The organism is Trichococcus palustris (assembly GCF_900114465.1).
In the GTDB taxonomy this organism is placed as follows: domain Bacteria; phylum Bacillota; class Bacilli; order Lactobacillales; family Aerococcaceae; genus Trichococcus; species Trichococcus palustris.
Genome location: NZ_FOTD01000004.1, coordinates 89,261 through 113,653, shown reverse-complemented (window position 1 = coordinate 113,653; position 24,393 = coordinate 89,261). Strand labels below are relative to the sequence as shown.

23 protein-coding genes are annotated in these 24,393 nt (G+C 42.7%); all 23 read right to left on the bottom strand.

Annotated features, from left to right (window positions below):
* Window positions 1–88: 88 nt before the first annotated feature.
* The 23 genes from BM101_RS04185 to BM101_RS04070 all read right to left on the bottom strand — a co-directional run bounded on the left by BM101_RS04185 (window position 89) and on the right by BM101_RS04070 (window position 23,990).
* The gene (locus BM101_RS04185) at window positions 89–1,492 is read right to left on the bottom strand and encodes an oligosaccharide flippase family protein (RefSeq protein ID WP_143084422.1); all 1,404 of its coding nucleotides are present in this window, start codon (window positions 1,490–1,492) and stop codon (window positions 89–91) included.
* A 97-nt stretch (window positions 1,493–1,589) separates the two neighbouring features.
* The gene (locus tag BM101_RS04180; protein WP_087033615.1) at window positions 1,590–2,999 is read right to left on the bottom strand and encodes a Coenzyme F420 hydrogenase/dehydrogenase, beta subunit C-terminal domain; all 1,410 of its coding nucleotides are present in this window, start codon (window positions 2,997–2,999) and stop codon (window positions 1,590–1,592) included.
* Between the two features lie 76 nt (window positions 3,000–3,075).
* A complete protein-coding gene (locus BM101_RS04175; RefSeq protein ID WP_218149877.1) occupies window positions 3,076–4,188 on the bottom strand; it encodes a polysaccharide pyruvyl transferase family protein in 1,113 nt (370 codons plus the stop codon).
* A gap of 61 nt (window positions 4,189–4,249) precedes the next feature.
* Window positions 4,250–5,014 carry a carboxyltransferase subunit alpha gene (gene accA / locus BM101_RS04170; protein WP_087033614.1) on the bottom strand — a complete coding sequence of 255 codons (765 nt, stop codon included), beginning with the start codon at window positions 5,012–5,014 and terminating at the stop codon, window positions 4,250–4,252.
* Window positions 5,011–5,880: an acetyl-CoA carboxylase, carboxyltransferase subunit beta gene (gene accD / locus BM101_RS04165; protein ID WP_087033613.1), complete on the bottom strand. Its 870-nt coding sequence runs from the start codon at window positions 5,878–5,880 to the stop codon at window positions 5,011–5,013. The genes accA and accD overlap by 4 nt, the downstream gene beginning before the upstream one ends.
* A gap of 965 nt (window positions 5,881–6,845) precedes the next feature.
* Window positions 6,846–7,709, bottom strand: a complete 864-nt coding sequence (locus BM101_RS04160) for a nuclease-related domain-containing protein (protein ID WP_087033612.1) — start codon at window positions 7,707–7,709, stop codon at window positions 6,846–6,848.
* A 413-nt stretch (window positions 7,710–8,122) separates the two neighbouring features.
* The gene (dgoD, locus tag BM101_RS04155; RefSeq protein ID WP_087033611.1) at window positions 8,123–9,268 is read right to left on the bottom strand and encodes a galactonate dehydratase; all 1,146 of its coding nucleotides are present in this window, start codon (window positions 9,266–9,268) and stop codon (window positions 8,123–8,125) included.
* A gap of 25 nt (window positions 9,269–9,293) precedes the next feature.
* Window positions 9,294–10,694: a PTS galactitol transporter subunit IIC gene (locus tag BM101_RS04150; RefSeq protein ID WP_245825793.1), complete on the bottom strand. Its 1,401-nt coding sequence runs from the start codon at window positions 10,692–10,694 to the stop codon at window positions 9,294–9,296.
* A 24-nt stretch (window positions 10,695–10,718) separates the two neighbouring features.
* Window positions 10,719–10,994 (bottom strand): PTS sugar transporter subunit IIB, encoded by a 276-nt coding sequence (locus BM101_RS04145; RefSeq protein WP_087033610.1) that lies wholly within the window; start codon window positions 10,992–10,994, stop codon window positions 10,719–10,721.
* Between the two features lie 18 nt (window positions 10,995–11,012).
* Window positions 11,013–11,468 carry a PTS sugar transporter subunit IIA gene (locus BM101_RS04140; protein ID WP_087033695.1) on the bottom strand — a complete coding sequence of 152 codons (456 nt, stop codon included), beginning with the start codon at window positions 11,466–11,468 and terminating at the stop codon, window positions 11,013–11,015.
* 18 nt (window positions 11,469–11,486) lie between these two features.
* A complete protein-coding gene (locus tag BM101_RS04135) occupies window positions 11,487–12,110 on the bottom strand; it encodes a bifunctional 4-hydroxy-2-oxoglutarate aldolase/2-dehydro-3-deoxy-phosphogluconate aldolase (protein WP_218149876.1) in 624 nt (207 codons plus the stop codon).
* A 27-nt stretch (window positions 12,111–12,137) separates the two neighbouring features.
* On the bottom strand, window positions 12,138–14,204 hold the full coding sequence (locus BM101_RS04130; RefSeq protein WP_177194370.1) for a BglG family transcription antiterminator: 2,067 nt from the start codon (window positions 14,202–14,204) through the stop codon (window positions 12,138–12,140).
* A gap of 424 nt (window positions 14,205–14,628) precedes the next feature.
* Entirely contained in the window at window positions 14,629–15,273 is a 645-nt protein-coding gene (locus BM101_RS04125) for a hypothetical protein (protein ID WP_087033608.1), read from the bottom strand.
* The gene (locus BM101_RS04120) at window positions 15,260–16,018 is read right to left on the bottom strand and encodes an ImmA/IrrE family metallo-endopeptidase (protein WP_087033607.1); all 759 of its coding nucleotides are present in this window, start codon (window positions 16,016–16,018) and stop codon (window positions 15,260–15,262) included. Before BM101_RS04120 ends, BM101_RS04125 begins: the two co-directional genes overlap by 14 nt.
* Window positions 16,019–16,026: 8 nt before the next feature.
* Window positions 16,027–16,356, bottom strand: a complete 330-nt coding sequence (locus BM101_RS04115; RefSeq protein ID WP_087033606.1) for a helix-turn-helix domain-containing protein — start codon at window positions 16,354–16,356, stop codon at window positions 16,027–16,029.
* A gap of 610 nt (window positions 16,357–16,966) precedes the next feature.
* A complete protein-coding gene (locus tag BM101_RS04105; protein WP_177194367.1) occupies window positions 16,967–17,764 on the bottom strand; it encodes a helix-turn-helix domain-containing protein in 798 nt (265 codons plus the stop codon).
* Between the two features lie 134 nt (window positions 17,765–17,898).
* Window positions 17,899–18,105: a hypothetical protein gene (locus tag BM101_RS04100; protein WP_087033603.1), complete on the bottom strand. Its 207-nt coding sequence runs from the start codon at window positions 18,103–18,105 to the stop codon at window positions 17,899–17,901.
* Between the two features lie 75 nt (window positions 18,106–18,180).
* The gene (locus BM101_RS04095) at window positions 18,181–18,861 is read right to left on the bottom strand and encodes a nuclease-related domain-containing protein (protein ID WP_087033602.1); all 681 of its coding nucleotides are present in this window, start codon (window positions 18,859–18,861) and stop codon (window positions 18,181–18,183) included.
* Between the two features lie 444 nt (window positions 18,862–19,305).
* On the bottom strand, window positions 19,306–19,989 hold the full coding sequence (locus tag BM101_RS04090; protein WP_087033601.1) for a nuclease-related domain-containing protein: 684 nt from the start codon (window positions 19,987–19,989) through the stop codon (window positions 19,306–19,308).
* A gap of 298 nt (window positions 19,990–20,287) precedes the next feature.
* On the bottom strand, window positions 20,288–21,358 hold the full coding sequence (locus tag BM101_RS04085; protein ID WP_177194366.1) for an NERD domain-containing protein: 1,071 nt from the start codon (window positions 21,356–21,358) through the stop codon (window positions 20,288–20,290).
* A gap of 92 nt (window positions 21,359–21,450) precedes the next feature.
* Window positions 21,451–22,059, bottom strand: coding sequence for a TIR domain-containing protein (locus BM101_RS04080; protein WP_087033599.1), 609 nt, complete (start codon window positions 22,057–22,059; stop codon window positions 21,451–21,453).
* The gene (locus BM101_RS04075) at window positions 22,052–22,867 is read right to left on the bottom strand and encodes a hypothetical protein (protein WP_087033598.1); all 816 of its coding nucleotides are present in this window, start codon (window positions 22,865–22,867) and stop codon (window positions 22,052–22,054) included. The genes BM101_RS04080 and BM101_RS04075 overlap by 8 nt, the downstream gene beginning before the upstream one ends.
* A gap of 1 nt (window position 22,868) precedes the next feature.
* Window positions 22,869–23,990, bottom strand: coding sequence for a TIR domain-containing protein (locus tag BM101_RS04070; protein WP_218149875.1), 1,122 nt, complete (start codon window positions 23,988–23,990; stop codon window positions 22,869–22,871).
* Window positions 23,991–24,393: the final 403 nt, after the last annotated feature.

Genomic DNA, 24,393 nt, shown 5'->3' with positions numbered 1-24,393 from the left:
TGTTGGATTCGTTCCGTCGGTAGTTGGCGCGTGCAGCAGCAAGGGAGACTTGAAACAGGACGTATCAGATGCTAGCTTCTGCCCCTGATCATTCCTTGTTTTTATTCATTTTTTTGGTTATTCCCTTCAACGGTGACAGTAACGTTCTATTGTTGATGAACTGGAAAATAAACAGTGTCATTTCCATCAGGACTTCATATTTCAGATTCAAAAACAAGATGCCGATTTGAATTCCTGTCAGCGCGAGGTTGATGATCATGTTTTTTGCATCGATGGCCGTATCTATGTATCTTTTCGTGTCAAAGATCCTCAGAACCCACATGATTGCAAAACTTAGCATGCTTGCCACAGCAGCGCCGATCAGGCCAAAAAAGGGAATCAACAAAAAATTAAACCCCAGACTCGCTAAGCCGCCGTAAACAGAAGTCCGGAATACCCCACGCGTCTCTTTTGCGGCTAAATAATTGGTGCCAAGGAAAGAGGAGAAGCTCGAAAAGACGACACTCAGCAACAGGAAGGGAACCGATTGCCAGGCTTCATAGTATTCCGGCGCAATGAAGTGCGCCATGAAAAATTTCAAGATAACCAAGATGCCGCTCGTCCCTAGAAACAGCAAGGAGGAATAGTAGTTAAATACTTTGGAATAAAACTCCGATTTATATTCGCTCTCATATTCTTCGATCGCGGACAATTGCCAAGATTGGGTAAAAATGGAGGTTACGATGCTCAAGATGCCGGGGATTTTATTGGACACCGCATAGATGCCGTTCGCGCTGGCGGTCAAGAACCCCAGAATAAAATACCGGTTCGAAGCATTGATCAACCACCACATGATGCTGTTGGGGATGATCGGCACCGCATAGGCCAACATTTTTTTTACAAGCGGTTTGTTTAAACTGGAGAGACTCATGTATTTCCATATTTTCACAGCCACAATCAAGTATAGGATGGAAGCTATATTCGCGATGACAATGCTGAGCAAATAGCCGGCGATCCCCATATGATAGCGCGTCAACAGAACCACATTGGCAATACTCATAACGAGCGTCATCCAAATGCCATTGATGGCGAAAACCTTTATTTCCCCAAGCGCTCTGGCGAATTGTGAAAAAATATTTTGAAACACCTGCAATATCAAAATGACATAGATATAATTCAGCATTTCCTGGTCGACCTTCAGCAGCGCCAGGAGCGGATAAAGCAAAACAGCCACGAGCGCTCCCAATCCCCCCACCAGTAAGCTGTTGGACAGAACTTCGCTTTGCGATTCCTCTTTATCCATCGCGAACCGCAAGACTGCTTCAAACACATTGGCCGATAGGATCGGCAACAATAAGTTGGTGGTTGTCGTAACGATATCCACGAATCCGTATTCAGCAGTCGTCAAATAGTACGTATACAAGGGGACAAGGATAAATAAGATGATTTTACTCCCCAAGTTGCCGATTGCAAAAAGGAAGGAGTTACTCAATAATTTTTTGTATGCATTCACCTTATCCCCTCCTTTCAACAATCGACTCACGGAATACCCTGACTTTTCAGATGTTATTCATCCTGCGAAAACAGCAGCTGAACGACTCTGGCATTCCTTATTTCCGCAGGGGATCCAGGAATATCCGCTTCACTTTCCCCAGTGCCCGGATGACGAATGGCCGATCATTTACCTTTTGGTAATCTTTTAAGATCGGGTTCATGTACGTGATGAAGTACTGAAAATCGCCGGCCTTAACCGCTGCCTCATAGGCGCGATAGCTTTCCTCAACCAAAGCCATCCGCTTCACATATATTTTTTTCCGTTTGGCTGTAGCATCAGCACTGGCTTGAACCCTTTTTTGCGGCCGCCATTCGCCCTTTTTATCCTTGAGATATAAGCGATAGGCAAGCCCTTGCCTTCTGTGACGGAAACCGCCAGCCTGTGATTGGTACACCTTGTCCATGCTCAACGCTTCAAGGAACAACTCTTCCCGATGTCTGTCGATGACATCCTGTATGATTTGATTCCTGACGACGACAATATTCGTTCCGTTGCTGTCTTTTTCATATTCCGGCAGCCAGGCATCCCCTATCGTCACATCGGCCGTTTCTGCCAAAACATCATCGCAATAATCGCAGGCAGTGTATTTGAATAAGCCGTCCCCCCAATGGGTCGTATACAGATCCCTTGTCAAAGCAGTCTTCGTGACAGCCTGGCCAGCGACCTCGCCGCTTACTTCAACACCATAATCCGAAGATTTTCTGCCCGGGATTTTCTGTCGGAAATCAATTTCCGTTAGCTTATCGGGCTCAATCCCCATTTGCCAACCGATGGATTTTGCAAATTGGTCACTCTTTAAATGGCCGCACACCAAGCCGATCGTAAAGATGATTCGTTCATCAAAAATCCTGTTTTTCTCAGCAAGCAGTCTGACCGACTTTATGAAGCAGGGGATCCCGAAGATGGCATAGCGCCCCGGATTGGCCATGACCTGTTTGATGACAGCTGATAATTCGATCGGATAATACTTTGATTTGGCCCCGTCCAAAAGCTCGGGGACAGTAGTGGAAACTTGATAGCTGAACAGCCTGCCGCTGCCATCCTTCGCCTCTTTCACATGGATGATGGCGTCAACCAAGTCATCCTCCAATAATTTTGCCGCAATCCAGTTCCCCATCCCGCCGGAACTGCCTTTTTCCCTGAATGCATCGCCCTTTACGTAGGCTCCATACGTGTTCAAGTAATAGCCGGTATAGTCATTAAAGGTGATCCCGGCTGATCCGCCAAACAGGCTTGCCGCTATTTCCGTTTCATTTCGGCACTGGTCCGAGAAGGGGCAGGTAGCACAAAGATTGCCCACGTAAGCCTCAGCTGCCTGTCGCTCTTTCATCACAGGCTGATATTGCCCTTTTTCATTGAATGCCATGTCAAAAGGCGAATCCTCAGATGCGGCACACACCCCGCAACCGATGCAATACTTGTTGGCAATGACTGTTTGATAAAGCTCTTCCTGATCATTTTCCATATCCATACGCCTCTTGTCATCTTGGCAAATTGAAATATTCCGCTTCGTTGCTGAACAACGGCACTTCTTTGTTCACTCATTGGAAAGCTTTGGTGAGATAATCATCCACTCGCTTTTTTTCTCTGGAAAGAATCTCGCCGGTATGAGCAAAATCCATTTGAAAAATATCCGCTTGCTTGCTCACTTCATTGAAATGGCGGCCCTCCAGATGCATCGTTTTCAATAAGGTGACCATCCGGGAGCCTATCTGTATTTTACTGTTTTCCGTCCGCTCAAAAACGACAAACGGCGTCTCCATTAAGATGGAAAAGATGGAACCGTGGAAGGAGTCTGTGCAGACCAAACTTGCGGAAGAGATGTAGTCGATGAACTCGCTAGGGCCGGTAATGAAGCTTTTTTTATCCTTCGGGTCCGCTAAATGCACCACTTCCAGATGATTTTCTTTCGCAACTTGGCCGATCCAGTTTCGGTCCGTTTTACTGATATTCCCTAAAAAATAAGTCAGGAGATACTTCCCTTTCGGTTTCCCTTTTGCTTCATGCGCTATTTCAAGCCACTCCTGTTTGTCCAATAATAAGGTTGGATCAACGAGCACTTCTGCATCCCTTCCCGTAAGCTCCTTGATGATGTTTGCCCCGGCTTCTTCCCTTACCGATAAGGCCTTGAATGCAGAAAGCCATTCTATATAACGCGGTTGAAACTTCACGGGTATTTCGGAAATGCCAAAGCTGGGCGAAAGCGCCACTCTTTTTTCTTTGTCGGCAAAAGTCAAAAAATCAATCGAAGACCCGTAGCGATACCTTGGGTTCCAGACCTGATCGCTTCCCGTTACAAAATAAGCGAAGCGATCCGACAAATCAGCCGGCATCCGGTTTTCAGAGATCACATAGTCGCTCTCTGCGATGTTTTTATTGGTGAAGCCGATAAAACATTCCCGCCGCAAATCATGTATCTCCTTGTTCTTCTCATACTGGATTTTCTTGATGACGGCGGCAGGCAGCTTCGTTACTTTTTTGTCCCGAATTTTTTCAAATAAGCTTTTATCCTGTCTGGAAGGGACCACTTCATTTTTGAGGGTCACCGCTTCGTAGCCAACCTTTTTCAGCACTTGTTGCGTAGCGTAGTTCTGCAGTCTGTTTCCATAATTGTTATAATCAACGATTGTTACAATTCCTATTTTTTTATCCACATCAGATTCCCCCATAACGAACTTGAACCTTTCAGAATATCGGTTGAACAACCTGACCGCATCAAAATTTCCGGAAACGCTCTTGCCTTTGCGCAACAATTTCGACCGGGCTCAAGCGTCTCCATTTCGTCAACGACCGTATCAGCTCCGTCTTCAGATCAGGCAACAGCTCATCCGGCCTTCTTTCCGGTATGATTCTGTCGATGATATCCAGCTTCAGCAGATCATCCGGCGTCAACTTCATGACGAGTGCGGCTTCCTCCGAGCGGGAGCTTTCCTTCCATAAGATCGAAGCGAACCCTTCCGGCGAAAGGACGGAATACATGCTGTTCTCCAGCATCCACACTTCATTGCCCATCGCCAAAGCCAAGGCCCCGCCGCTCCCCCCTTCACCGATGAAGATGGCGATCAACGGCACTTTCACCTGGCTCATGACCAGCAACGATTCGGAGATGGCGTCGCCGATTCCCCGCTCTTCCGATTCCACATCGCAGAAGGCGCCCGCCGTGTTGATGAAGGTGATGATTGGGCGGTTGAACTTATCTGCTTGCCGCATCAGCCGGGTTGCTTTTCGATACCCTTCTGGATGCGGCGATCCGAAATTACGATAGACATTCTCAGTGACATCATGCCCCTTCTGGGTTCCGATGACGGTAACCGGCATGCCTTCCAAGCTGGCGATGCCGCCCACAACTGCTGGATCATCGCCGAAGCGCCGATCCCCGTGGAATTCGATGAACCCATCAAAAATGCCATCGATTACCTCCAATGCTGTTAAGCGTGAAATGCTCCTTGCTGCCTGTATGATTTTCTGCACATCATTCACTTTTCATCACCCATCTCTTCTGGATCATGTAACGCCAATATATGTTGCAATGTCTTCCTTAAGTCTTTCCTGATAACAATTTTATCGATGAAGCCATTCTGCATTACTTTTTCCGCCGTCTGAAAGCCTTCCGGCAGTTTTGCTTTGATGGTCTGTTCGATGACCCTTTTCCCGGCAAACCCCACCGTAGAGCTTGCTTCAGCCAGAATAATATCCCCTTGCGTCGCAAAACTTGCCGTCACCCCACCCGTCGTCGGGTCCGTCAGTACGGCGATATACAGGAGGCCCGCATGGCTATGGTTGGATACCGCTATGCTCACTTTGGCCATCTGCATCAGGGACATGATGCCTTCCTGCATTCTGGCCCCGCCGGAAGCCGTGAAGACGATGATCGGCAGCTGTTCTTCGGTCGCACGCTCAAATGCCTGCGTGATCTTCTCGCCGACGACTTTCCCCACGCTTGCCATGATGAAATTGGAATCCATCACGCATAACGCGATCCTCTTCCTATCGATGGCAGCCGTTCCGGTTATGACAGCCTCATCCAGACCGGTTCTTCCTTTGGCATCCAATAATTTTTCATCATAGCCCGGAAAATCTAACGGATTTTCTGCAGGCATGACCGCGTTCCATTCGTAAAAAGTGCCTTCATCAATGATCAAGTTCAGCCGATCATAGGCCGTAATCCGGAAATTGTAGCCACAGTGCGGACATACTTTTGCCTTTCCCAAGGATTTGCTGTAAATGATCGTTTGGCACTGAGGGCATTTTTCCCATAATCCTACAGGAACAATGGGTCTCTGCGCATCTGTTTCATAAGCATCGCGCTTGATGGGAAAGAGGGGGCGGTTACGAAATGCTTCCATGTTCTCACCTCTTTTTGACGATTCTGCCTTATTGAAATAAACGGTGTTCCACTTTCCTGCCATCCCTTACTGAAGGCAGTTCGGTGCCTGCTAAAGAAATTCATGATGACGGATCAATGGCTTCCACTTGAAACAATAGATTCCGGTTTTTATCATAAATATTTTTAAGGCGTTCTTTTTGTTGCTATTATATAGAAGGAAACAAATGAGAGCTGCTATTGGAAGTTGCTTTTTTTGGGGGAGTCGCTCATAGTATTTTGCGACATTTTACGAGGTGTAAAATGACTTTTCTTTGCAAAATCGTTGTGGGTAATCCAAATCGAGGAAGTATAAACACTCACAAAAGACAACGCTTTCATTATTGAGTTCGTTACGATTGGCAAACAATCTATCAAGAGGGAATGCTTAGGATGGTTAGGATACTAAATCTATTATCTTAGTGGGTCCAGAGAGGGGAACTTACGTCGATATATATATTTGAATTCTACCATATTTTCTTTCTTTCTTACACTCTTAGTGCCTCGCAATCAAAAAAAATATCAGCCTTCATTACGATATTATTTAATATCCGGCTAGATGATGTCGGACGGATGTGGCCGGCGGGTTTTCCTTGTCAACTGGTCTCGGAATGAAACGGTCGAACGGAACTCGGTGGGTTTTTCTAATAACTATTTCTCGCGAACCGCCCGCCGAGTGGAGTATGGCGGGTTAATTCGATCACATTATTGCGGGATTAACCTTCCGGCTATATTTCGGCGGGTTTTTCCGACCATATTACTTTGAAATTACCCCCTCAATAACCACAGCACCAACAAAATCGGACCAGCTGTATCTCCTGGTCCGATTCTCGTGTATTCGATTGTCTTTGAAAAACATTCATAGTAAGACCATGAATGTGGGGCTACGTCCGTAAAATATCCTTTCCAGATCTGGCTACCCACCATTACATATACCCCGCATCATTGTCAAAGATAGTAGCGATTATTCCCACTGCCTCTAGACAGGCAGTCCTCCTTCAGAATCCGAAAGATGCGATCCCTCCGACCGACCCCGCACCAATCCATCATACGAACGGACGTCACTTTTTCTTGCGGAAACAAAATGCGGAAATCCGAAATGCTGGTTTTGATTGCGGTTTTGACATTTATTCTTTTTCCGCAGTTTGCGCATTGTTGGTAACGGCTCTTGAATGTTTCAAACAGCGAACCGCATGCGGTGCACGGGATGCCTTTGCTTAATTGATCGTAACGATATACCGGCATTTTGCTTGGGTAATCAGGATTGTGGAGTTTTGTCAGTGATTCTGCCAATTTCCTCTGCTCGGCAGTAGGCGGTATGGTCATCCGCAGATTCCGAAAATATCCGGAAATCTGGCTTGGAAGTATGAATCCATCTTCGTTTGGAGCACCCAGCAATGTAAATTCCGGATTGATGTAGACTACAAAAGCTTCTACCTCCATTTGGCAGCCCAATTCCAGAAGGAGCAATTCAAGCCGAACCCGCGTCTTCTGTAATTGCATAGCGGGATTTTCCATTGCGATCCCGTTCCGTTTCGTAAATTTTTCACTCCCCCACAGATGTACGCCTTCATAGTTTTTTATTTCATACAACAAAATTCTGTCGGCGCATATCAGTAAGGCATCGACTTGAAAGGACGCACGCTTGATTTCCAATTGCAGATCATTCAGGATGAGGCAATATTCATTGAATTTTTCGGTGTATTCATCAAAGCGCCTTTCTCCTTCGAACCCCTTTTTCAAATTGAGATAGTAATAATAGTCATCATTTTCCAGATGCGTACGCGAAGACAATATCTCATAAATGTTCATAAGCGTCGACTTCGTCCGTTCCTTGTATGCGATAGAGATCACCCCCAATTCAGTTGTCAAACATAGTATACGCGGAGGCTCTACTCTATGATTGTTTTTACATTCATAAATGTTGTTGGGGATCTGATGGGTAGCTCAGGCATAAGTTCGGCGGGTTATATTGATTCGATTTATCAGGGAATAACCCGCCGGAAAAGGAGCGGCGGGTTTATGGAAACCGGCCTGAGATGTAATAACCCTCCGGAATGTGCTCGGCGGATTATTCGGCGCTGTCGCATCTGAATTTAAACCGCCGCAGCATGATTGGCGGGTTATTCCGCCGTTCCCGACGCGCAAAAAGCATGCCCCGGGCCGTCGCAACAAGGCGACAATCCGGGGCATGCTTCAAATGTATTATCATAACAACCGCTGAATCACCATTCAGCTATCGTACCATCGTAGTTTTTCCACATTGGGTTGGTCCAGATCAGGCCTTCCTGCGCGATTTCCTCTACGAATTCTTCGTTCATTTCGATACCCAAACCCGGCTTGGTTGGGAGTTCGACGAAGCCGTCCTTGTATTGGAACATTTCCTTGTTCTTCACAAAATCCAAGAGGTCGAAGCCTTTGTTGTAATGGATACCGAGGCTTTGTTCTTGGATGAAGACGTTCGGCGTGCAGGCATCGACTTGTAAAGTCGCAGCTAAGGCAATCGGGCCGTATGGAGCATGTGGTGCAACCGCCATGTCGTAGGCTTCGGCCATCGCAGCTATTTTCTTCGTTTCCAGGATACCGCCGACAAGAGCGACATCCGGCTGGATGATATCGATGGCACCTTGTTTGAAGATGTTTTTGAATTGCCATCTTGTGTACAGTCTTTCCCCAGTTGCCAGTGGAGTCGATACATGCTGCGCGATTTCGGCAAAGTGCTCCTCATTCTCAGGCAGAACGACTTCCTCCAAAAACATAGGCTTGTACGGTTCCAATTCCTTTGCCAAGACTTTTGCCATCGGTTTGTGGACGCGTCCGTGGAAATCGACGCCGATTTCCAAATCATAACCGACTTTGTTCCGGATTGAAGCGACTCTGTCCACGACCTCCTGAACTTTTTTGAAGGAGTCGATATAGTGAAGCTCCTCGGTGGCATTCATCTTAATGGCTTTAAATCCTCGGTCCAGCCTATCCAAGGCACTTTCCACGACTTCGTCCGGCCGGTCGCCGCCGATCCAAGAGTACACCATGATGTTGTCGCGAACAGCACCGCCCAGCAATTCATAAACCGGTGCATTGTAGTACTTGCCTTTGATGTCCCAAAGCGCCATCTCAATCCCGGAAATGATTGTGCCGTTGATTGGACCACCTCTAAAGAACGAGCGGTGCAGTTCTTGCCAAATTCTTTCGATTTCCATTGGATTCCGGCCGATGATCCGGTTACCCATTTCATAGGCGCCCGCAACGACCGTTTCGGTTTTCGTACCAGAAATCATTTCCCCCCAGCCATCGATACCTTCATCGGTGCTGATTTTGATGAAAATCCATCTTGGTTTGACTTTATATACTTTTATTTCAGTAATTTTCATTATTCATCCTCCATTATACAATTAATCAATAAGATTGCTCTGCACTTACTATTTCTACTTCCATTTCTTCTTTAACCTTTTTAGATTTAGGCTTGATAACTTCAAAGTAATACCAGCATATTGCAATAACGGCAATCATAATAGGCATCGTTATTAGTAATGGACCAACAAAGGCAAAGAATACTAAGAAACTATGCGATAAGCTGGTTGCTGAAAATGATGAGATGAATAGAGCTCCACCAACAACCGCCACTTGAATACCTATCGAAGATGCAAGCTCAGTAAGAATAGGTGCTGTAATGGAACCGGCGTATAAAATAGCTGTTGTAGTTGCTAGTCCAATAATGATGTTTTTGAAGAAGTTTCCACGTGTGAGTGCAACAACAAAGGCAATTCTAAAGGGGATGATTGCTAGGTCAGCAAAAGGAAGCATTCTATTCCCGGGTAATATAAACGCAAGTCCAATAGTTAAAGGAATTAAAATCAATGCAGTAGTGATTACATCTTGGTTTCCTACTACAATCGCTGCATCTAAACCGATAAACAGTTTTCTATTTTTGAATTTTCTTTGAGACCAGTTCTGTGCTGCTTCTGAAATAGGCATTAATCCTTCAACAAATAAAGAAGTCATTTTAGGAATAATAACTAATACTGCAGACATACTTACACCTAATTGCAAGGAAGCTGTAATACTGTACCCGCCTAATAAACCAATAGCTGAACCTAATATCAAACCTAATATCATTTGATCTCCAAAAAAACCAAGGTATTTTTGAACATCTTTAAGAGTTATATTAATTTTATTAATGCCAGGAATCCTATCCAGCAACCAATTTAAAGGCCAAGCAAGCAGCAATGTAGAGGTTGCCGAGACTGTTGGTAGTGAAACTCCAGGAATGCCAAAGAATTTTTCAATTAATGGTTGAGACCAATCGGCTATCTTAAAGGTTGTCATGGCCATGACAACGGAAGCTCCAATGCCAAGCCAAATATTTTTTGTGACATAGTGCACCATAATACCCACAATGGCCATATGGTGATAATTCCAAATATCAACATCTAATGTATTAGTCATTTTGGTTAATAACATGATAATATTTACTGCAAATATTGCAAAAACAATAAATACAATAATTGGAGAAGACCACGTTATCGCTGCAATGGATCCCCAGCCAACATCAAGGACATCTAAATTAATCCCGATGTTTTCAACCATCGCTTTAGCTGCAGGTCCTAAGTTTGAGGACATATAATCCAGCAATAACCTGATTCCAGCAAAACCAATACCTAAGGTTAAACCAGATTTAAATGCTTTTCCTAATTTCAAGCCAAATACTAAACCAATAATGGTTATAATAATGGGCAACATCACTGTTGGCCCAGCGCCAATAAGCCAATTAAATCCTGACATAATTGCATCCCACATATTTTTTCCTCCTAAATCTGTTTTTTATTTTAGATAACTCAAAATCTCTTTAAGAGTAGCTTCTTTACCGATACCAGTTAACAATGATAAAGCGCCCACGACAGGAGTATTAACTTGTCCGCCAAATTGGCCTGTAGTGACAACTAAATCATAATCATCCCCTTTTCCAGGAACCTCCATTAATTTACATTGTTCCGTTTTGATGATTACTCCTGCATTTTCTGCATATTCTCTAATTTTTGAAGCCACTACTGTTGACGTTGCAATTCCGTTTCCACAAGCTACTAATACTCTTTTCATATCTGATCTCCTACTTTCTTATAATATATATTCAAGTACGTTCATGATTTCATCTTTCGACTTCGAAGTGGCGATTCTTTCCGTTAAGCTCTCATCCTGGATAATGGAGACAATCTTCTGCAGCATCTCGATTTGCCCATGCGGTTCGCTGATGGCCAGCATAATGACTATTTTGATGTCTAGTGGCTGTTCCACGTTTTCCATGGATTGGAATGTCACCGTTTCATCCAATACGCCAATCGCGATGGTCGTTTTGTTCACCAAATTATAGTCAGCATGCGGAATCGCAATCTTATGGCCCAAGGATGGTAAACCGGTCGGATAAATTTTTTCCCTTTCCAGCACCGCTTCACGATAACCTTCTTTGACGTACCCCAACTTATATAGTTGTTCGGACAACAATCCCAATACTTCTTCATTCTTGTCGCATTTCAAATTCAAAAATACTAGTTCATCATTGATTTTCAAGTCCAGACTCATCTGCTTCCCACCTTAACTATTCAGCTTTTCATGAAAAGCTGCTAATGATTTTTTTAAATTATTTACATTACACGCTTGAATATCTTCTTTTTCGAAGATGCCCGAACCAATACCCACAAACTGGGCACCGTTCTCCAGAAATGTATGAGCATTGTCTTGATTAACGCCACCAACGGCCATGAACGGTGTGACTCCCAGAGGGCCCATCAGCGCGTTGAAATGGCTGATATCCACGGATGTGGCCGGAAATATTTTGATGATATCCGCCCCGGCTTCTTTCAACGCATGCACTTCTGATGGCGTCATCGCTGCAGGCACTGTCAAAACACCTTTGTTCTTACAGAATGAAATAACTTCTTCGCTCAATACAACTGGTGACAGGATGAAGGCAGCACCTGCATCGACTGCTTTTCGGGCATCCTCCAGATTCAACACTGTCCCAGCTCCGATCAGAAAGCGGTCGCCGTATTCCTCTGTTGTTTTGCGGATTGTTTCAAAAACATCAGGAGAATTTAATGTTATCTCCAACGCATATTGTTCTTCCTGTCCTTCGAGAGCTTCCATCACCGTTCTCACTTGGTTATAGTTATAGCCGCGCAAAATGATGGTTACTTTAGGAAATTTAGTCAATTCCATTCTTTCTGCCTCCCTTTCTTTTTTACATCACACCTTTTTTTTAGATGCTTCTTTGATGATTTCCCTTATGACAGTAGGCTCAACTGCCGCCAACATACTATTGATTGCAACCTCATCTTCTGCCAACTGGTTCAATTGGATGATTGCTTTCAGATGAACGGATTGATTCAGGATTGCCAACGGCGTAATGATTCGGATTTGCTTACGATTGCGGAATTGTACCGGCTTTTTCAAGATCAACAATGCAAAGCCGTCGGAGAGAACACCCTTCTCGACCGAGGAATGCGGAATAGCCATGCAGTCACCCAAAAAGCTATAGGATTCTTCGGTATCATTTTCCGCAATCAAAGCATCGATGTAGTTTTCAGTGATGATGCCCCGTTTCAGCAATGGCGAACATGCCAAGGCCAGTGCTTCCTTCCAATCTTCAGCGCTGTCAATCATTTGGATAGCATCCTGAGGAAAATAGCTATTCAGATCAGGCAGGGTATTTTGGTCAGTTACGGCTTTCGTTTCCGATTTGTTTGCCAAGACCACTTGATGCAATGCCTGCTCCAGACTCTCCTCATCTGTCACCTGAGTATACTGCTTGACGACCTCCATGATGCGTTGCACAGCTTCGTCATCATACAATCCAAGTTTCTGATAGACTTGCCTCTTCAATCCGATTTTTTCGCTGTCCGACATCAACGGTTCAACCAAAAAGGATAACTTATCTGTAGTAACTGGAACGGATGTGAAGGCAATATCATATCTGCTGGGATAGTTGCTGAATTCTCTCGAGGACAACGTCTCCGTGAAGACAAAGTCCGGAAAAAGATCCTTCAACGTATGCTTCAGTAACCGCGAAATAGTCAATCCGTTCGGACAGACAACCACCGCAATGGTCTTGTTCTTCAATGAAATCCCTTGGTTTACTAATTCTGTTCCGAACAAGAATGTCAGCAAAGCCAGTTCGTTCTGAGGGAATCTCACATGCAGCGATTCTTCAATCGGATAGATGATTTCCTGAATGATATTGAACAAAATCAGCAAGTTATCGTCTCCGCGTATGAAAGCCTCGTACGAGTCGACTTCCAGGTTCAAATGGTATCTACTTCGGTAATAAGCTGGCCGAAGATGCATGAACAGCCTTTCCATCAGTATTCTCCGATCGCTCACTTTGATGAACACCTTATCTTCAAAAAGGGAAATGACTAGCTCGACGGCTTCCTTCAGTCGGGTTTCTTCAAAGTCGTGTATCGCAGATTGTTGGATATTCGCCATCAAAAACTGCAAGATGAGCCAGTTCCGTTCCAAATCGGACAGACTCATATGCGCCTCTAGAATCTGTTGTACTGTCCTATACTCCCGCGTATCCTTAATATCCGTATGAAGTGTCATTGATTTCTTTGACAGTTGATGATTATTTTGTGCACGCGATAGATTGAACGCGATTACATAAGATAAAACGTCCAGACTCTGATCGGTATACTTGATATTGAGTAATTGTTCCATTTCCCGCACAAGTGCAAACGTTCCTTCCCGGCGCTCGCCAAGCAACTCATCCATGAAATCCGATCCGTGATACATTTCCAGGAGATCCATAACTAACTTTCGAATAAGTCTACGCGCTGCGATTTCCTCGCCTGATATGCAGTATCCCCTCATGCGTGAATAGGTGATGGCAAGCTTGAAAGGTTCGATATATTTCATCGCCAGCTTAACGTCGCTCAACGCCGTATTTTTGCTCACCTTCAACAAATCCATCAAATGCGCCAAGGAAACTTCTTCGCTCGTGTCAATCAAATACAAAACAATCATCAGACTGCGCTCCTGCTCAGTGGGAATATAATCGGTTTCGCTCTCCCAACAGGTCCATTGCATTTGCTCCGCAAAATAATTCTGAACTTTCTGTGTTAAGAGAAAAGTTCCTGCGTTGTTCCTTTGAATGACCGGCAAACCGTTCGCTTCCAGCCATCCGTTTGCTTTCTCGATTGAATAGGTTATCTGCCTCCTTGACAAACTCAATTTTTCTTCCAAATCTTTACTTTTCAAGTGAGGATATTTCAAAAGGATTTTAATGATTTCCAAACTGCGTTTATCCAAAAACATGTTGTCCCCTCCTGACATTTCTCATTATATGATTGAATCCAGTATTTTTGTACACGTTTTCATACCAACTTTTGTCCTGATCGCCTCTAATTTTTGTTCAGCGGTGGTCTTGTTGGTGAACTTTGTGCGGGTGTGACGGGATTTTCGATCACACTCAAATTTGTTACAAATGCTTAGTGCATGTGTGCAATTATTCATTATACAGCTCTTTTTGGGTGCCGTGGAAGAATCGATTTAAAAAGCACGTTGATGGATTCGGCGTGTTGAAGAGAAGCAGTTTCGTTGGAAATCCAACAATGTTTTCTCGGCGAGTGGAGTCTCATCGAGAATTCCAGTCCCCTTTAAGGGCGTGTTACCGGTCAGCGAGGGTTCGCCGGGAATTCTACCATCACATATTTTCCAAATCAAAAAAAGCCGAGGATTATTACCCCTCGACTTCATCTAAACGTTCATTCAATTGTGTTAGTTTTCGACTACGATTCACATCTTCCACAATAATCGTCTTGTAAAAATTACGTACTAATTTGCGACTGACTATATTTTGTTGCAAACAGTAGATACAAAAGTCTTCTGCTGAATCTTGTTTAATCAATTCGTCTTTATCAGCTAAAGAAATCCGATAATCTTCCGTTTTCACAACCGTTCGTATATCGAAATCATTACTGCAAATAATTCCTGCATTTATCATCAAACAGGCTGCAATAGTCGCAATTTCTCCTAAATTCGATACCGTTTTAGGACGTTTACCTAATGCAATCCTTTGCAAATTCATACGATGGAAGGCATCCTTAACATCATTGAAGCGTTGCTGATAAATCTCCTGTTCGATCGGTGACAATGAAGTGGCGCTTTTCGGATCAAACAGGATCCAATCTCCACTGGCAATTAACCCGTCAACAGTATTTTTAACTTGAGGAAATAGCAACTCATTGTATACCTCTTTATGTATATAAATATTCTGATAAAGTTCATTGATCCACTCAAATACATTAGCTTTTTGAAAATCGGCGGCAAAAATAATCATATTCGAGTCGATAAAAACTTTATCGGAACGATCACTCATCGTCAAAATCCAGTTCTTCCATCAGCTTCTGTCGTTCCTGCCAGTAGGCCTCTGATTGTTTAGGATCTGTATGTTTTAGTATGTTTGCCGCCACCTCTAAAGTGATTTCTCTGTTCTTCAACAATTCGGCTACTTCTTTGGACAAAGCGCTAAATTGAACAAATGGGTCATGCTTATCTAAGGCACTAGGAGAGATACCCAGTTCTTCACGGACCATTATCCAATCAGCTTCTGTTCTTTGGGAAATGGCTCGCGAAAATCTTTTCCCCAGCTCTTGTAATCTTCTGACCACGGCTTCATAGGGCATAGAGGAAATATCCGCAATCCTGATAACTAATACATCATTATTTTCTTCCAATTTTTGCATCAAGTTTTGGACCAACCGCTTAGGAAGCATGACCGCTGCTGCGAAACGATCCGCCGCTCGTTCATGGTCAAAATCTGGAATATCCGCGAGCGGGATTTTGCCTGACTCATACTGCAAATGCCATAGCTCGTGAGCTGCGCTATAATACCTCAAACGTAATGCTTGATTGGTGTTGATTGCAATAAAATGCTTATCAAAAAATTGTACCGCCGCTCCATAATATTTGGAATCCTCCACGATTTGGTATACGACAGAGGCCTTTTCTGACAATAGCTGTTCGATATCACTGCCTAAAAAGAGTTCGCCTCCAAAAGAATCATTCAAAAATTCAGTTGCATACTGCTCCGCCGCAGTTTCAGAAATTTGTCTATTATTCACCATCATAGCTACCTCTACTTCACAGTTAATTGAACAAAATGTTCTACGTCAAGCAATAATTGCGCAAGACTATGTTCGCCATCTTCAGTAGAAATTTTCCCACGCAGTGAATAAACGAATTCGTTCGCTTTTTTATCTTCGGAGTTTGCCAATTCAGCAATCGATTTACCAGTAATTTCTGCCATTTTTCCAATATGGACAGGTTGAAGTTTTCTTTCACCACTAAACAATTGGCTAACCAATGACGGAGCAACACCCATTCGACCTGCTAACCATACCTGAGTACGATGATTCTCTACTAACCAGTTCTTTACATTCATTAATGTATTCTCATCACTTCTCATCGGTAATCTCCTCCTTTATTCACATATAAGTATATCACCATTTGTGAATGTTCACAATTTAAATAGGTTAATTACGTGAACAATAGCTTTGCCGGAGAACAGAATCCCACAAAAATGTCACCTCCGGTAAGCTAGGCTTCGCCGGGGTTCGGCCGCCTCGAAATAAATCTGCTCCGGCCAACGTTCCCTCGCCGGAGCTGAGTACCACGAAAGACTCCCTTCTCCGGCCAGCACTACCTTCATCGGAGTTCACCACTCTCCTCCGGTGAACTCCACCCTGGCCGGAGAAGAGACCACACAAAAATGTCACCTCCGGGCGGCTAGGCTTCGCCGGGGTTCGGCCGACCGGAAATAAATCTGCTGCGGCCAACATTCTCTCGCCGGAGCTGAGTACCGCCAAAGTCTCCCTGCTCCATCCAGAACGCCCTTCATCGGAGTTCACCACTCTCCTCCGCTGAACAATACCTTCGCCGGAGAAGAGACTCCAAAAAAATGTCTCCTCCGGTCGGCTAGGCTTCGCCGGAGTTCGGCCGTCCCGAAATATATCTTCTCCGGCCAACGTACTCCTGGTCGGAGATCCATCCATCTTTCCCGATACCATCCGCTAGCCTCAATACCGTTCCGCAATCTCCCGGTCATAGATCTCCTCGATGGAGCGGATGCCTTCGTCCCACCAGTTGCGCAGGATGCTGTCCAGATAGGCATAGGATTTCCCGCCGTAACGGCCGGCCCGGACGAAGGCGTGCAGCACAACCTCCTCATCGCCAAAGCAAGTTGCCCACTGCTGCAGCCCTTGGTGAATCATCCGGGTGTATGGCGTTTGCTCACCGAAGTGCTCAGTCCATTTTTCTTGCCAGTAGGCGAAGCTGTCCGGGGTCTTTTTTTCTTTTGTTATGATTTCAGTGTCGTCTTCATCTTCTTCATAAAGATCTTTGGTTTTGTTATTTATAAGATTGTTATTATTGCTCTTGTTATTATTAGTGACATGATTGACCTGCGTCTCAGTTGCCGTTGACTTGTCCGCCTCAGCCGTAAAAGTAGGCAACGGATTCTCCTTTTCCGTTGCCTCTTCGTTTTCACTTGCTTCCGATTCGTTGGCTGCCGCCTGTCGGATCACATAAAGGTTGTTGCCGAATTTTCCGTTGGTCGCAGCGCCGCGTTGGATGACGAGGTAGCCTTTTTCCAATAAATATTTTTTGTGCTTCTGGAAACGGTCCTTGCCGATCTGCAGCTCATCGCAGATCAGATCGACCGACGGGTATGCCGTATTTCCATTGCCGGCGAAAGACGCTATGTAAGAATAGATCGCCTTCGCCTCGACCGTCAGCTGCTTATCCCTCATCACCATTTTCGGGATGAACCCGTAACCCATCGCCAATATGTCTATTCCGTTCATCATTTTATCCATTCTCATCGCCCTGCTTTCGTTTGATAGTGTAGGACTGAACGATGCGGTAATCTCCGGCCCCGTTCGTAGTCTCTATATGAAAAGACGTCGGGCGAATGAAATGTGTAACCCTAAAAATTAAAAAAGCCATTGATTTATCCGGAAAGCGATAAATCAATGGCTTTTGCCAGCAGTTCTTGTTCTACGAAAAAAATAAGATGAATGTGGGCTTCGCCGGGGATTTCGGTAGCTTTTAGTTGTGACTTCTCGGTGAGCAGGGCCTCACAGAGATTTCCGGTCTCCTCCAAGGGCAGATTTACCAGTGTGGATTGTTTCGCCGGTAATTCGGGTTCCATATCCATTAAATATACCCGCCGAGTAGTATCTCACCGGGTATATGCCGTTTATTTCGTAATAGTTGCGCTGTCCACTCTTATTTAGTCTCTACCTCCGATCGCATCGATATGGGCTTGCTTCGTCGCGTCGTCCGCAAACGAATAGTTAGCCAATTCATTGTAGATTTGCTCGATTTCCCAGAGGCTCAAAAGTTCCGGCAGCTGCGCCATGTCCTCAACAATCTCACAGGCCAGCTCATCCCGGTTCATCACCTTCACTTTCGGGGAATGGACGATCATTTTCTTCAGCGTACAGCGCTCACTGAAAACAATATAGGAACGGAACACCTCATCGTCCAATCCCAAATGCTCCTTAAGCACGCTGATATGCCTTTTATTTTGCCAAATCGGGTTGTAGAACTGATATTTTTGCTGGTTTGGGAACATCTGCATCCAGTATTTGTTATGTTCATCGCCGAATATCCAGCCGCTGTAATTCTTCGACTCGAAGACATAGATGCCGGTCGGCGCAATCATGATGATATCGATTTCGATGGTGGAGCCATCTACCTTGGACAAATACACGTTTGTCAGTAATTTGTTCTCATCACCTAAATCTTCCAGGATGGAATAGGTCAGGAATTCTCCGTAAATGCCTATCCCCATCATGATTTCGGAATAACTATTTCCGCTCGCGGTTTGATAACCGGATTTCTTGAATTTCTTTTTAGGCAGTAGCGCAATAAAGCAGACCAGGAAGAGACAAAATAGGAATGTTTCCAAATCAGCAGCTCCTTTGTGTGCACGTTTTAGTGGCTTTCACACAATACCATCGAAGCTAGGCACCCATAAAATGAATCATTTGCAACAGTAATGCGGCTATGATCATCCCCTGAAAATTGGCTTTGTTGGTATTGTGCCGAGGTATCCTCCGGTCCACATAAACAATATACGCAAATAATCAAAGAAGCGGCGTACAGCATGGAAATTATTTCACTATTGTGGGTTTCATACCGCCATCAGCCGTTTTTTTTTGACTGACACGGATGTTGAGAGAGATAAATATGCCGAGCAACCGACAACTGCCTGTGATGTCGGCCCTTGCAAGAGATCTTCAAATATTGTTGTATAAAAAATGCACTAAATTACCCGCATTCACTATATCAGTGCGGGTAATTTAGTGCATTTTCTATTTTTCATTCATTTTGCCTTTTGGAATTCCAATGACTACTTTCGCCATGTCATAGCATCGATATGCGCCTGTTTCGTGGCAGCATCCGCCAGGGCATACCGCGATAATTCGCTGTAGATCTGATTGATCTCCAAGACACTCAAACGATCCGGCAGATAAGTCATGTCATCCTCGACCTCTCTGAATAACACATTCCGGTTCATGACCTTGACTTCCGGAGAATGGACGAACATTTTCTTCAATTCGCAGCGTTCGCTGAAGATGATGTAGGAGCGAAACACGTCGTTACCCAGTTTAAGGTGCTTCCTCAACGCGCTAATGTGCTTCTTGTTCTGCCAAATGGGGTTGTAAAAGCGATACTTTTTTCCGCCCTTCAGTGATTGCGTCCAGAATTTGGTGTTCTCGTCCCCAAAAATCCAGCCGCTGTAATTCTTTGACTCGAACACATAGATACCAGTTGCCGTAATCATGATCAGGTCGATTTCGGTAGTTGTTCCGTCTTCCTTTGGCAAATAAACGTTGGTCAATAATTTGTGCTCCTCGCCGAAACGTTCCAAATAGGAATAGGTCAAATACTCTCCATTGCGCCCGCGATCCGTTACTGTTTCAAAAAAACTGTGGCCGCTCGCATCTTTGTATCCGGATGACTTGAAATGGCCTTGCTGTGGCGGGATTATTACCATAGCTGCCAACAAAATGATGAATATCAATACTCCCATATCGGGTAGCTCCTTTACCAGTGAATGAATTGCTTTTTGTTAGAACACGCACTCTGTGTTGACCAGCTTAAAATGAATACTGAACCGAACATCTATTCCATCACATTGCATTATGCTAATTTAAATATTCTCTACCCAGCTCGTTCTGGCCCGGATAAATAAAAAAGCCGCGCTGATGGGTTTGAATATTCCGTCTATTCCAGCAATATCATGACTGTAAGTTGATGTTATCAAGGTGAAATCCATAGTCGATATTCAGGTGGATCAGCATGCGATTGTCCACATGCACCCTTTGGTCTTAATGACTTCCGGCTTCTCTATACTTACTCACTATCTCAATAATCCCTTCCCCATATTTCTCGCACTTAACATCACCAAACCCAGAAATCTTCTTAATGTCCTCCAAATTTTGGGGCATCGCAGTAATCAGCGCCTCCAGCTGCGCATTGCTGAAAATCTGAAAGGCCTTGATTCCTTCCGCTTTGCTCGTCACATAGCGGTATTGTTTGAGTGCCTGATATAACGGTGATTCCTCAATACTTATTTCAGATCGGCCGCTCGCTTCAGTCTCTGATGCCGCTTCAGAATCCGCCTCCTGGAAATATTTCTTTGTGTAGTCGACGGTATTTTCTGTATGCAAATTCAGGAAAAAGTCCGCCATCTCATACATCTCTTTTTCGGAAGATGACAAATCTTTGCTTTCGCGCAGCAATCTTTTGATGTGTGCGATCAGTTGGTCGCTGCGGATGATTTGGTCTTTGATTGCTTTGGGCGCTTGTTTTAGGTTAATAACAGTTTTGGGATTAGCCAGGACGATGACGGAGCGGTGAAAATCGCCAAAAGATTTCTCTAACGCTGCGCGCATCAGGGGATTCTTTTTATTTGCCAACCGCAGCTGTTTGATCATTTCCATATGCCGAACATTTTGGGTTACGGGGCTGTAGATGCCTTCTTTTTTGCGTTTTCCGTTGAAGTCCAGTTCGCGGATGAACTCGCCTCTGCTGTTCACTTCGAGGTTGCCGAAGAGGTTTTTGCATTCGACGATCAGGCAAAACTTCGTGGTGATAATGAGGTAGTCTATCTGCACCGAAAATCCCTCGTGCTCGAGGCGCAGATCGTGCAGGACGATGATTGGCAGGTAGCTGTTGTTCAGCTCAAACGCAACCTGCTCCTCCCCGGCAATGCCATAGGAAAGCAGCTTGATATCCCGCTCTATCTGCGGCTTCACCTTATCCGGGGCAGTGGCGTAAAGCTGCTCCAACCGCTCCAATTGGTTCTTTGCATCACTTTCTGCCTTATAAAAATCCGGCTTCTTCAAATGTACCGGTTTTTGCATGATAACTTCTTTGAATGAATCAAAAACTCCCATCATAATCCTCCATTCTCGTTCGTATTATCCTAACTAACAAATGCCCAATTGATGTCTCCTCAAGGATGCAAGTTACTACGCCTCATATAATATTAAATCGTAGCTGTGTCGGCACTATTTCTTTTAATCACTGGAAAATTTTTATCTTTTTTATTAAACGCTTCATCAATATACATTTCCATATTATTAAAGAAGGTTGTATATTTATATATGCTACAATATGCTTCAGAATTATTGAAATGTGGTGCAGTAGATTCTCCATCTCCTAAAATGAAATGATTTTTATTAATCAAATAAGGAATTTTATCTTCAAAAGTATTGGTTGGTGAGTTTAAATATATTCCACAATTACATTCGCTATGTTTACAAACAGTTGTTTCATAAATTTTATCATAAACTTCATCTCTCACAACGCCTATTAATCCACATCTGTTATCTCCCCACAAAGCAGTTTGAATTTCAGAATTAACATATGGCCTGTTGGCAGTCTCTTCTCCTATTAGAACAATAACAACACTTGCATCCTCCAGAAAATCTTTTTTTATTTTCTTCATTATTGTATCCTCTGATAAATCTATTTCGATATCTCCGTCTTCAACAGATTTATCAAGGAATTCACCACCAGTTACTCCTTTTTTAACTATGTCATCTTTTAAGTCTTGTTCATTTGCGTGGTGATAACTTATAAAAGTTTTATGCATCTATATTCTCCTCCCAGTAATGATTCTTTAATTTAAAAGCAGTAGCGATTCTATTATCAGAAAATGATCTATTTAAAGTCTCAAAGTCTTTAACTAATTCATCATATCTATAATATTGTTCTTGGATTTTTTGAATAGTTGTTCCATGAAATATGATTATTTCCTCAGTATACTTGTTTTGATTCTTATCATATATGCATACCCTATCATCTGAGGAAACTTTATCATACCACCTTCGATAATCATTTTGATGCTTAGTTAAAAACCGATTTAGTTGACTTATCATCCCTAAAGTAAGTGAATACAACTCTATATCTTTTTCCGAATCTAACAATTCTATATTATCTCTTAGATACTTGTATATTTCGTAATATGAATTGAACACCTCATAAATATTATCGACTCTTTTATCAAATTTAAATATACTCCTTTTAGTTTCCAATAATCCGCCTACTGCCCTAATAAATATTTCATTAGATCTATCAAAAAGTACATTAATACCACCAATATTGAAATTGTCCACTCTAAGTGTATATCTTTTTCCCCAAAATCCTATGATTGCAAGCAGAAAAATAATAACACCTATTAATAATAAAATTATCTGCAATATTAGTTTTAGTGAATCAAAAAATTGGGTAACCTGAATATTCTTCGTAATTTCATAGTAATTAAACAAATATACAACCATTAATACTAGCGCTCCCAATAAAAATAAATCAATTAAACCAGATTTAAAACTAATCTTTTCTCTGATCAATAAAAGTAATATGATTATTAAAATGTAAAATATATGCGTTATCATAGCCATACTATCTGACCTTCCTTTTAACTTTTTCAATGTCAAACTGTGAGTATAGTGATTTTGTGTTTTCTAAATGATTAATCTCATATATCGGTTTTCCCAATTGTTCAAAATATTTCAATTCGAATTCTACCCAATCGGACTTCATAGAATTTTTAGTTCTAATAAATAGCAATTTATTTGATTGTTCCATTCGTACTTTTAATACTTCTTTAGTGTACTCACTCACATATTCGCGTTTCAAAAAAATATCATCTATCGACCAGTCACAGTAACATAAATTCCCCTTTAAATTGAGCTCATTAGTAATATCCCTAACTCGTTTTTTATCCATGCTACTATGAGAAATAAAATAATCATACCGTTGCTTACTATTGACAGCGTGTGATTGCAGCCTTGTGTATAAATCTTGAGGTCTCACATCCTCCAAGCTTACTCTCTCTGTCTGATAGTTTTTTTTCTTACCTTTGAATCCTTTCCTTAATTTTGCATAATGCCCAAAATCAATAAGATGATCATAACTAAGCCTTCTGATCATGTCATTTTTTTCTGAATCATTCAGTTTCCTAAAGAATATTGTGACTTCATCAGTATCAAACTTAGCTAATTCTGTTGCAATTATTAGTTTTTCTTCAGTTGTAATGCCCTTCTTATGGTAATCTTTTATATAATAATCCAGATACGATGGCGTAACATTTTGGGCATTTAATTTTGATTCCCTTATTCGAGAAGTGATTTTTTCATTAGCAATAGTCCTCTTACTCTCAAGTTCTTTTATTTTGGTTAATACAAGCTCAATTTCAAAATTATTAGAGTACTTAATTCTCATTCCTTCTGATAACATATGCTTTACCTTGGGTAATGAGAAGAAAAATTCATCTGCAGTTTTTGCATAATACCTCTTCTTTATTCTCTTTGAGATAAGAAATACATCTTTTTCCTGATAATTTTGTTGCCTTTCTACTAATCTTTGCCAGTCAAAAGGATAATATTTTTTGTATTCGTTAATTAAATCTTGTTTAGTATAATACTGTGGAAGTATTTCAGAAATTTTTTTTAATGATTGTGTTATGGATTTTGCAATTAGCATTGACTCATGATCGTATTTTCTTTTTGTTTTCCCTGACATATAATGACCTCCTGTTATTATGTTCCTTAGCATTTTGTTTGTTTTGATCAAACTCTTTTTCAGTAACAATTCATCTTAAATGTTATTCATGCTTTCTTGAAAACAAGAGGACAATTCTGCAGTGGTGTCATTATTGTTTCAGTTTCTGATACATGCACAAAACAACCACCCACATATCTGTAATTACGCATTATTATGACATATACCTTATATAATATTCTTGTTTATGATAATTTGATATACTTTTTTTAAAAACATTCACAAAATATTTAGTTTTATCGTTATTTTGCTATTACGTTTATTGGTCGCTATGATTTTTCCGGAAGAAATAGGCATCAACTTCTATCGAAACTAGAAGTTGATGCCTATTTTGGACTCCCAATAGTAAATAGTAGTCGCTGGT

Excerpts from the sequence above, each read along its gene's own strand:
- BM101_RS04120 (WP_087033607.1), bottom strand. The coding sequence starts at position 16,018 with ATGATGGTGAATAATAGACAAATTTCTGAAACTGCGGCGGAGCAGTAT.
- BM101_RS04080 (WP_087033599.1), bottom strand. The coding sequence starts at position 22,059 with ATGCATAAAACTTTTATAAGTTATCACCACGCAAATGAACAAGACTTA.
- BM101_RS04070 (WP_218149875.1), bottom strand. The coding sequence starts at position 23,990 with ATGTCAGGGAAAACAAAAAGAAAATACGATCATGAGTCAATGCTAATT.
- BM101_RS04130 (WP_177194370.1), bottom strand. The coding sequence starts at position 14,204 with ATGTTTTTGGATAAACGCAGTTTGGAAATCATTAAAATCCTTTTGAAA.
- BM101_RS04100 (WP_087033603.1), bottom strand. The coding sequence starts at position 18,105 with ATGGATATGGAACCCGAATTACCGGCGAAACAATCCACACTGGTAAAT.
- BM101_RS04150 (WP_245825793.1), bottom strand. The coding sequence starts at position 10,694 with ATGTGGGATGCAATTATGTCAGGATTTAATTGGCTTATTGGCGCTGGG.
- BM101_RS04075 (WP_087033598.1), bottom strand. The coding sequence starts at position 22,867 with ATGGCTATGATAACGCATATATTTTACATTTTAATAATCATATTACTT.
- dgoD (WP_087033611.1), bottom strand. The coding sequence starts at position 9,268 with ATGAAAATTACTGAAATAAAAGTATATAAAGTCAAACCAAGATGGATT.
- BM101_RS04180 (WP_087033615.1), bottom strand. The coding sequence starts at position 2,999 with ATGGAAAATGATCAGGAAGAGCTTTATCAAACAGTCATTGCCAACAAG.
- accD (WP_087033613.1), bottom strand. The coding sequence starts at position 5,880 with ATGGAAGCATTTCGTAACCGCCCCCTCTTTCCCATCAAGCGCGATGCT.
- BM101_RS04160 (WP_087033612.1), bottom strand. The coding sequence starts at position 7,709 with ATGAACATTTATGAGATATTGTCTTCGCGTACGCATCTGGAAAATGAT.
- BM101_RS04145 (WP_087033610.1), bottom strand. The coding sequence starts at position 10,994 with ATGAAAAGAGTATTAGTAGCTTGTGGAAACGGAATTGCAACGTCAACA.
- BM101_RS04085 (WP_177194366.1), bottom strand. The coding sequence starts at position 21,358 with ATGGGAGTTTTTGATTCATTCAAAGAAGTTATCATGCAAAAACCGGTA.
- BM101_RS04105 (WP_177194367.1), bottom strand. The coding sequence starts at position 17,764 with ATGGATAAAATGATGAACGGAATAGACATATTGGCGATGGGTTACGGG.
- BM101_RS04090 (WP_087033601.1), bottom strand. The coding sequence starts at position 19,989 with ATGGGAGTATTGATATTCATCATTTTGTTGGCAGCTATGGTAATAATC.
- BM101_RS04135 (WP_218149876.1), bottom strand. The coding sequence starts at position 12,110 with ATGGAATTGACTAAATTTCCTAAAGTAACCATCATTTTGCGCGGCTAT.
- BM101_RS04115 (WP_087033606.1), bottom strand. The coding sequence starts at position 16,356 with ATGAGAAGTGATGAGAATACATTAATGAATGTAAAGAACTGGTTAGTA.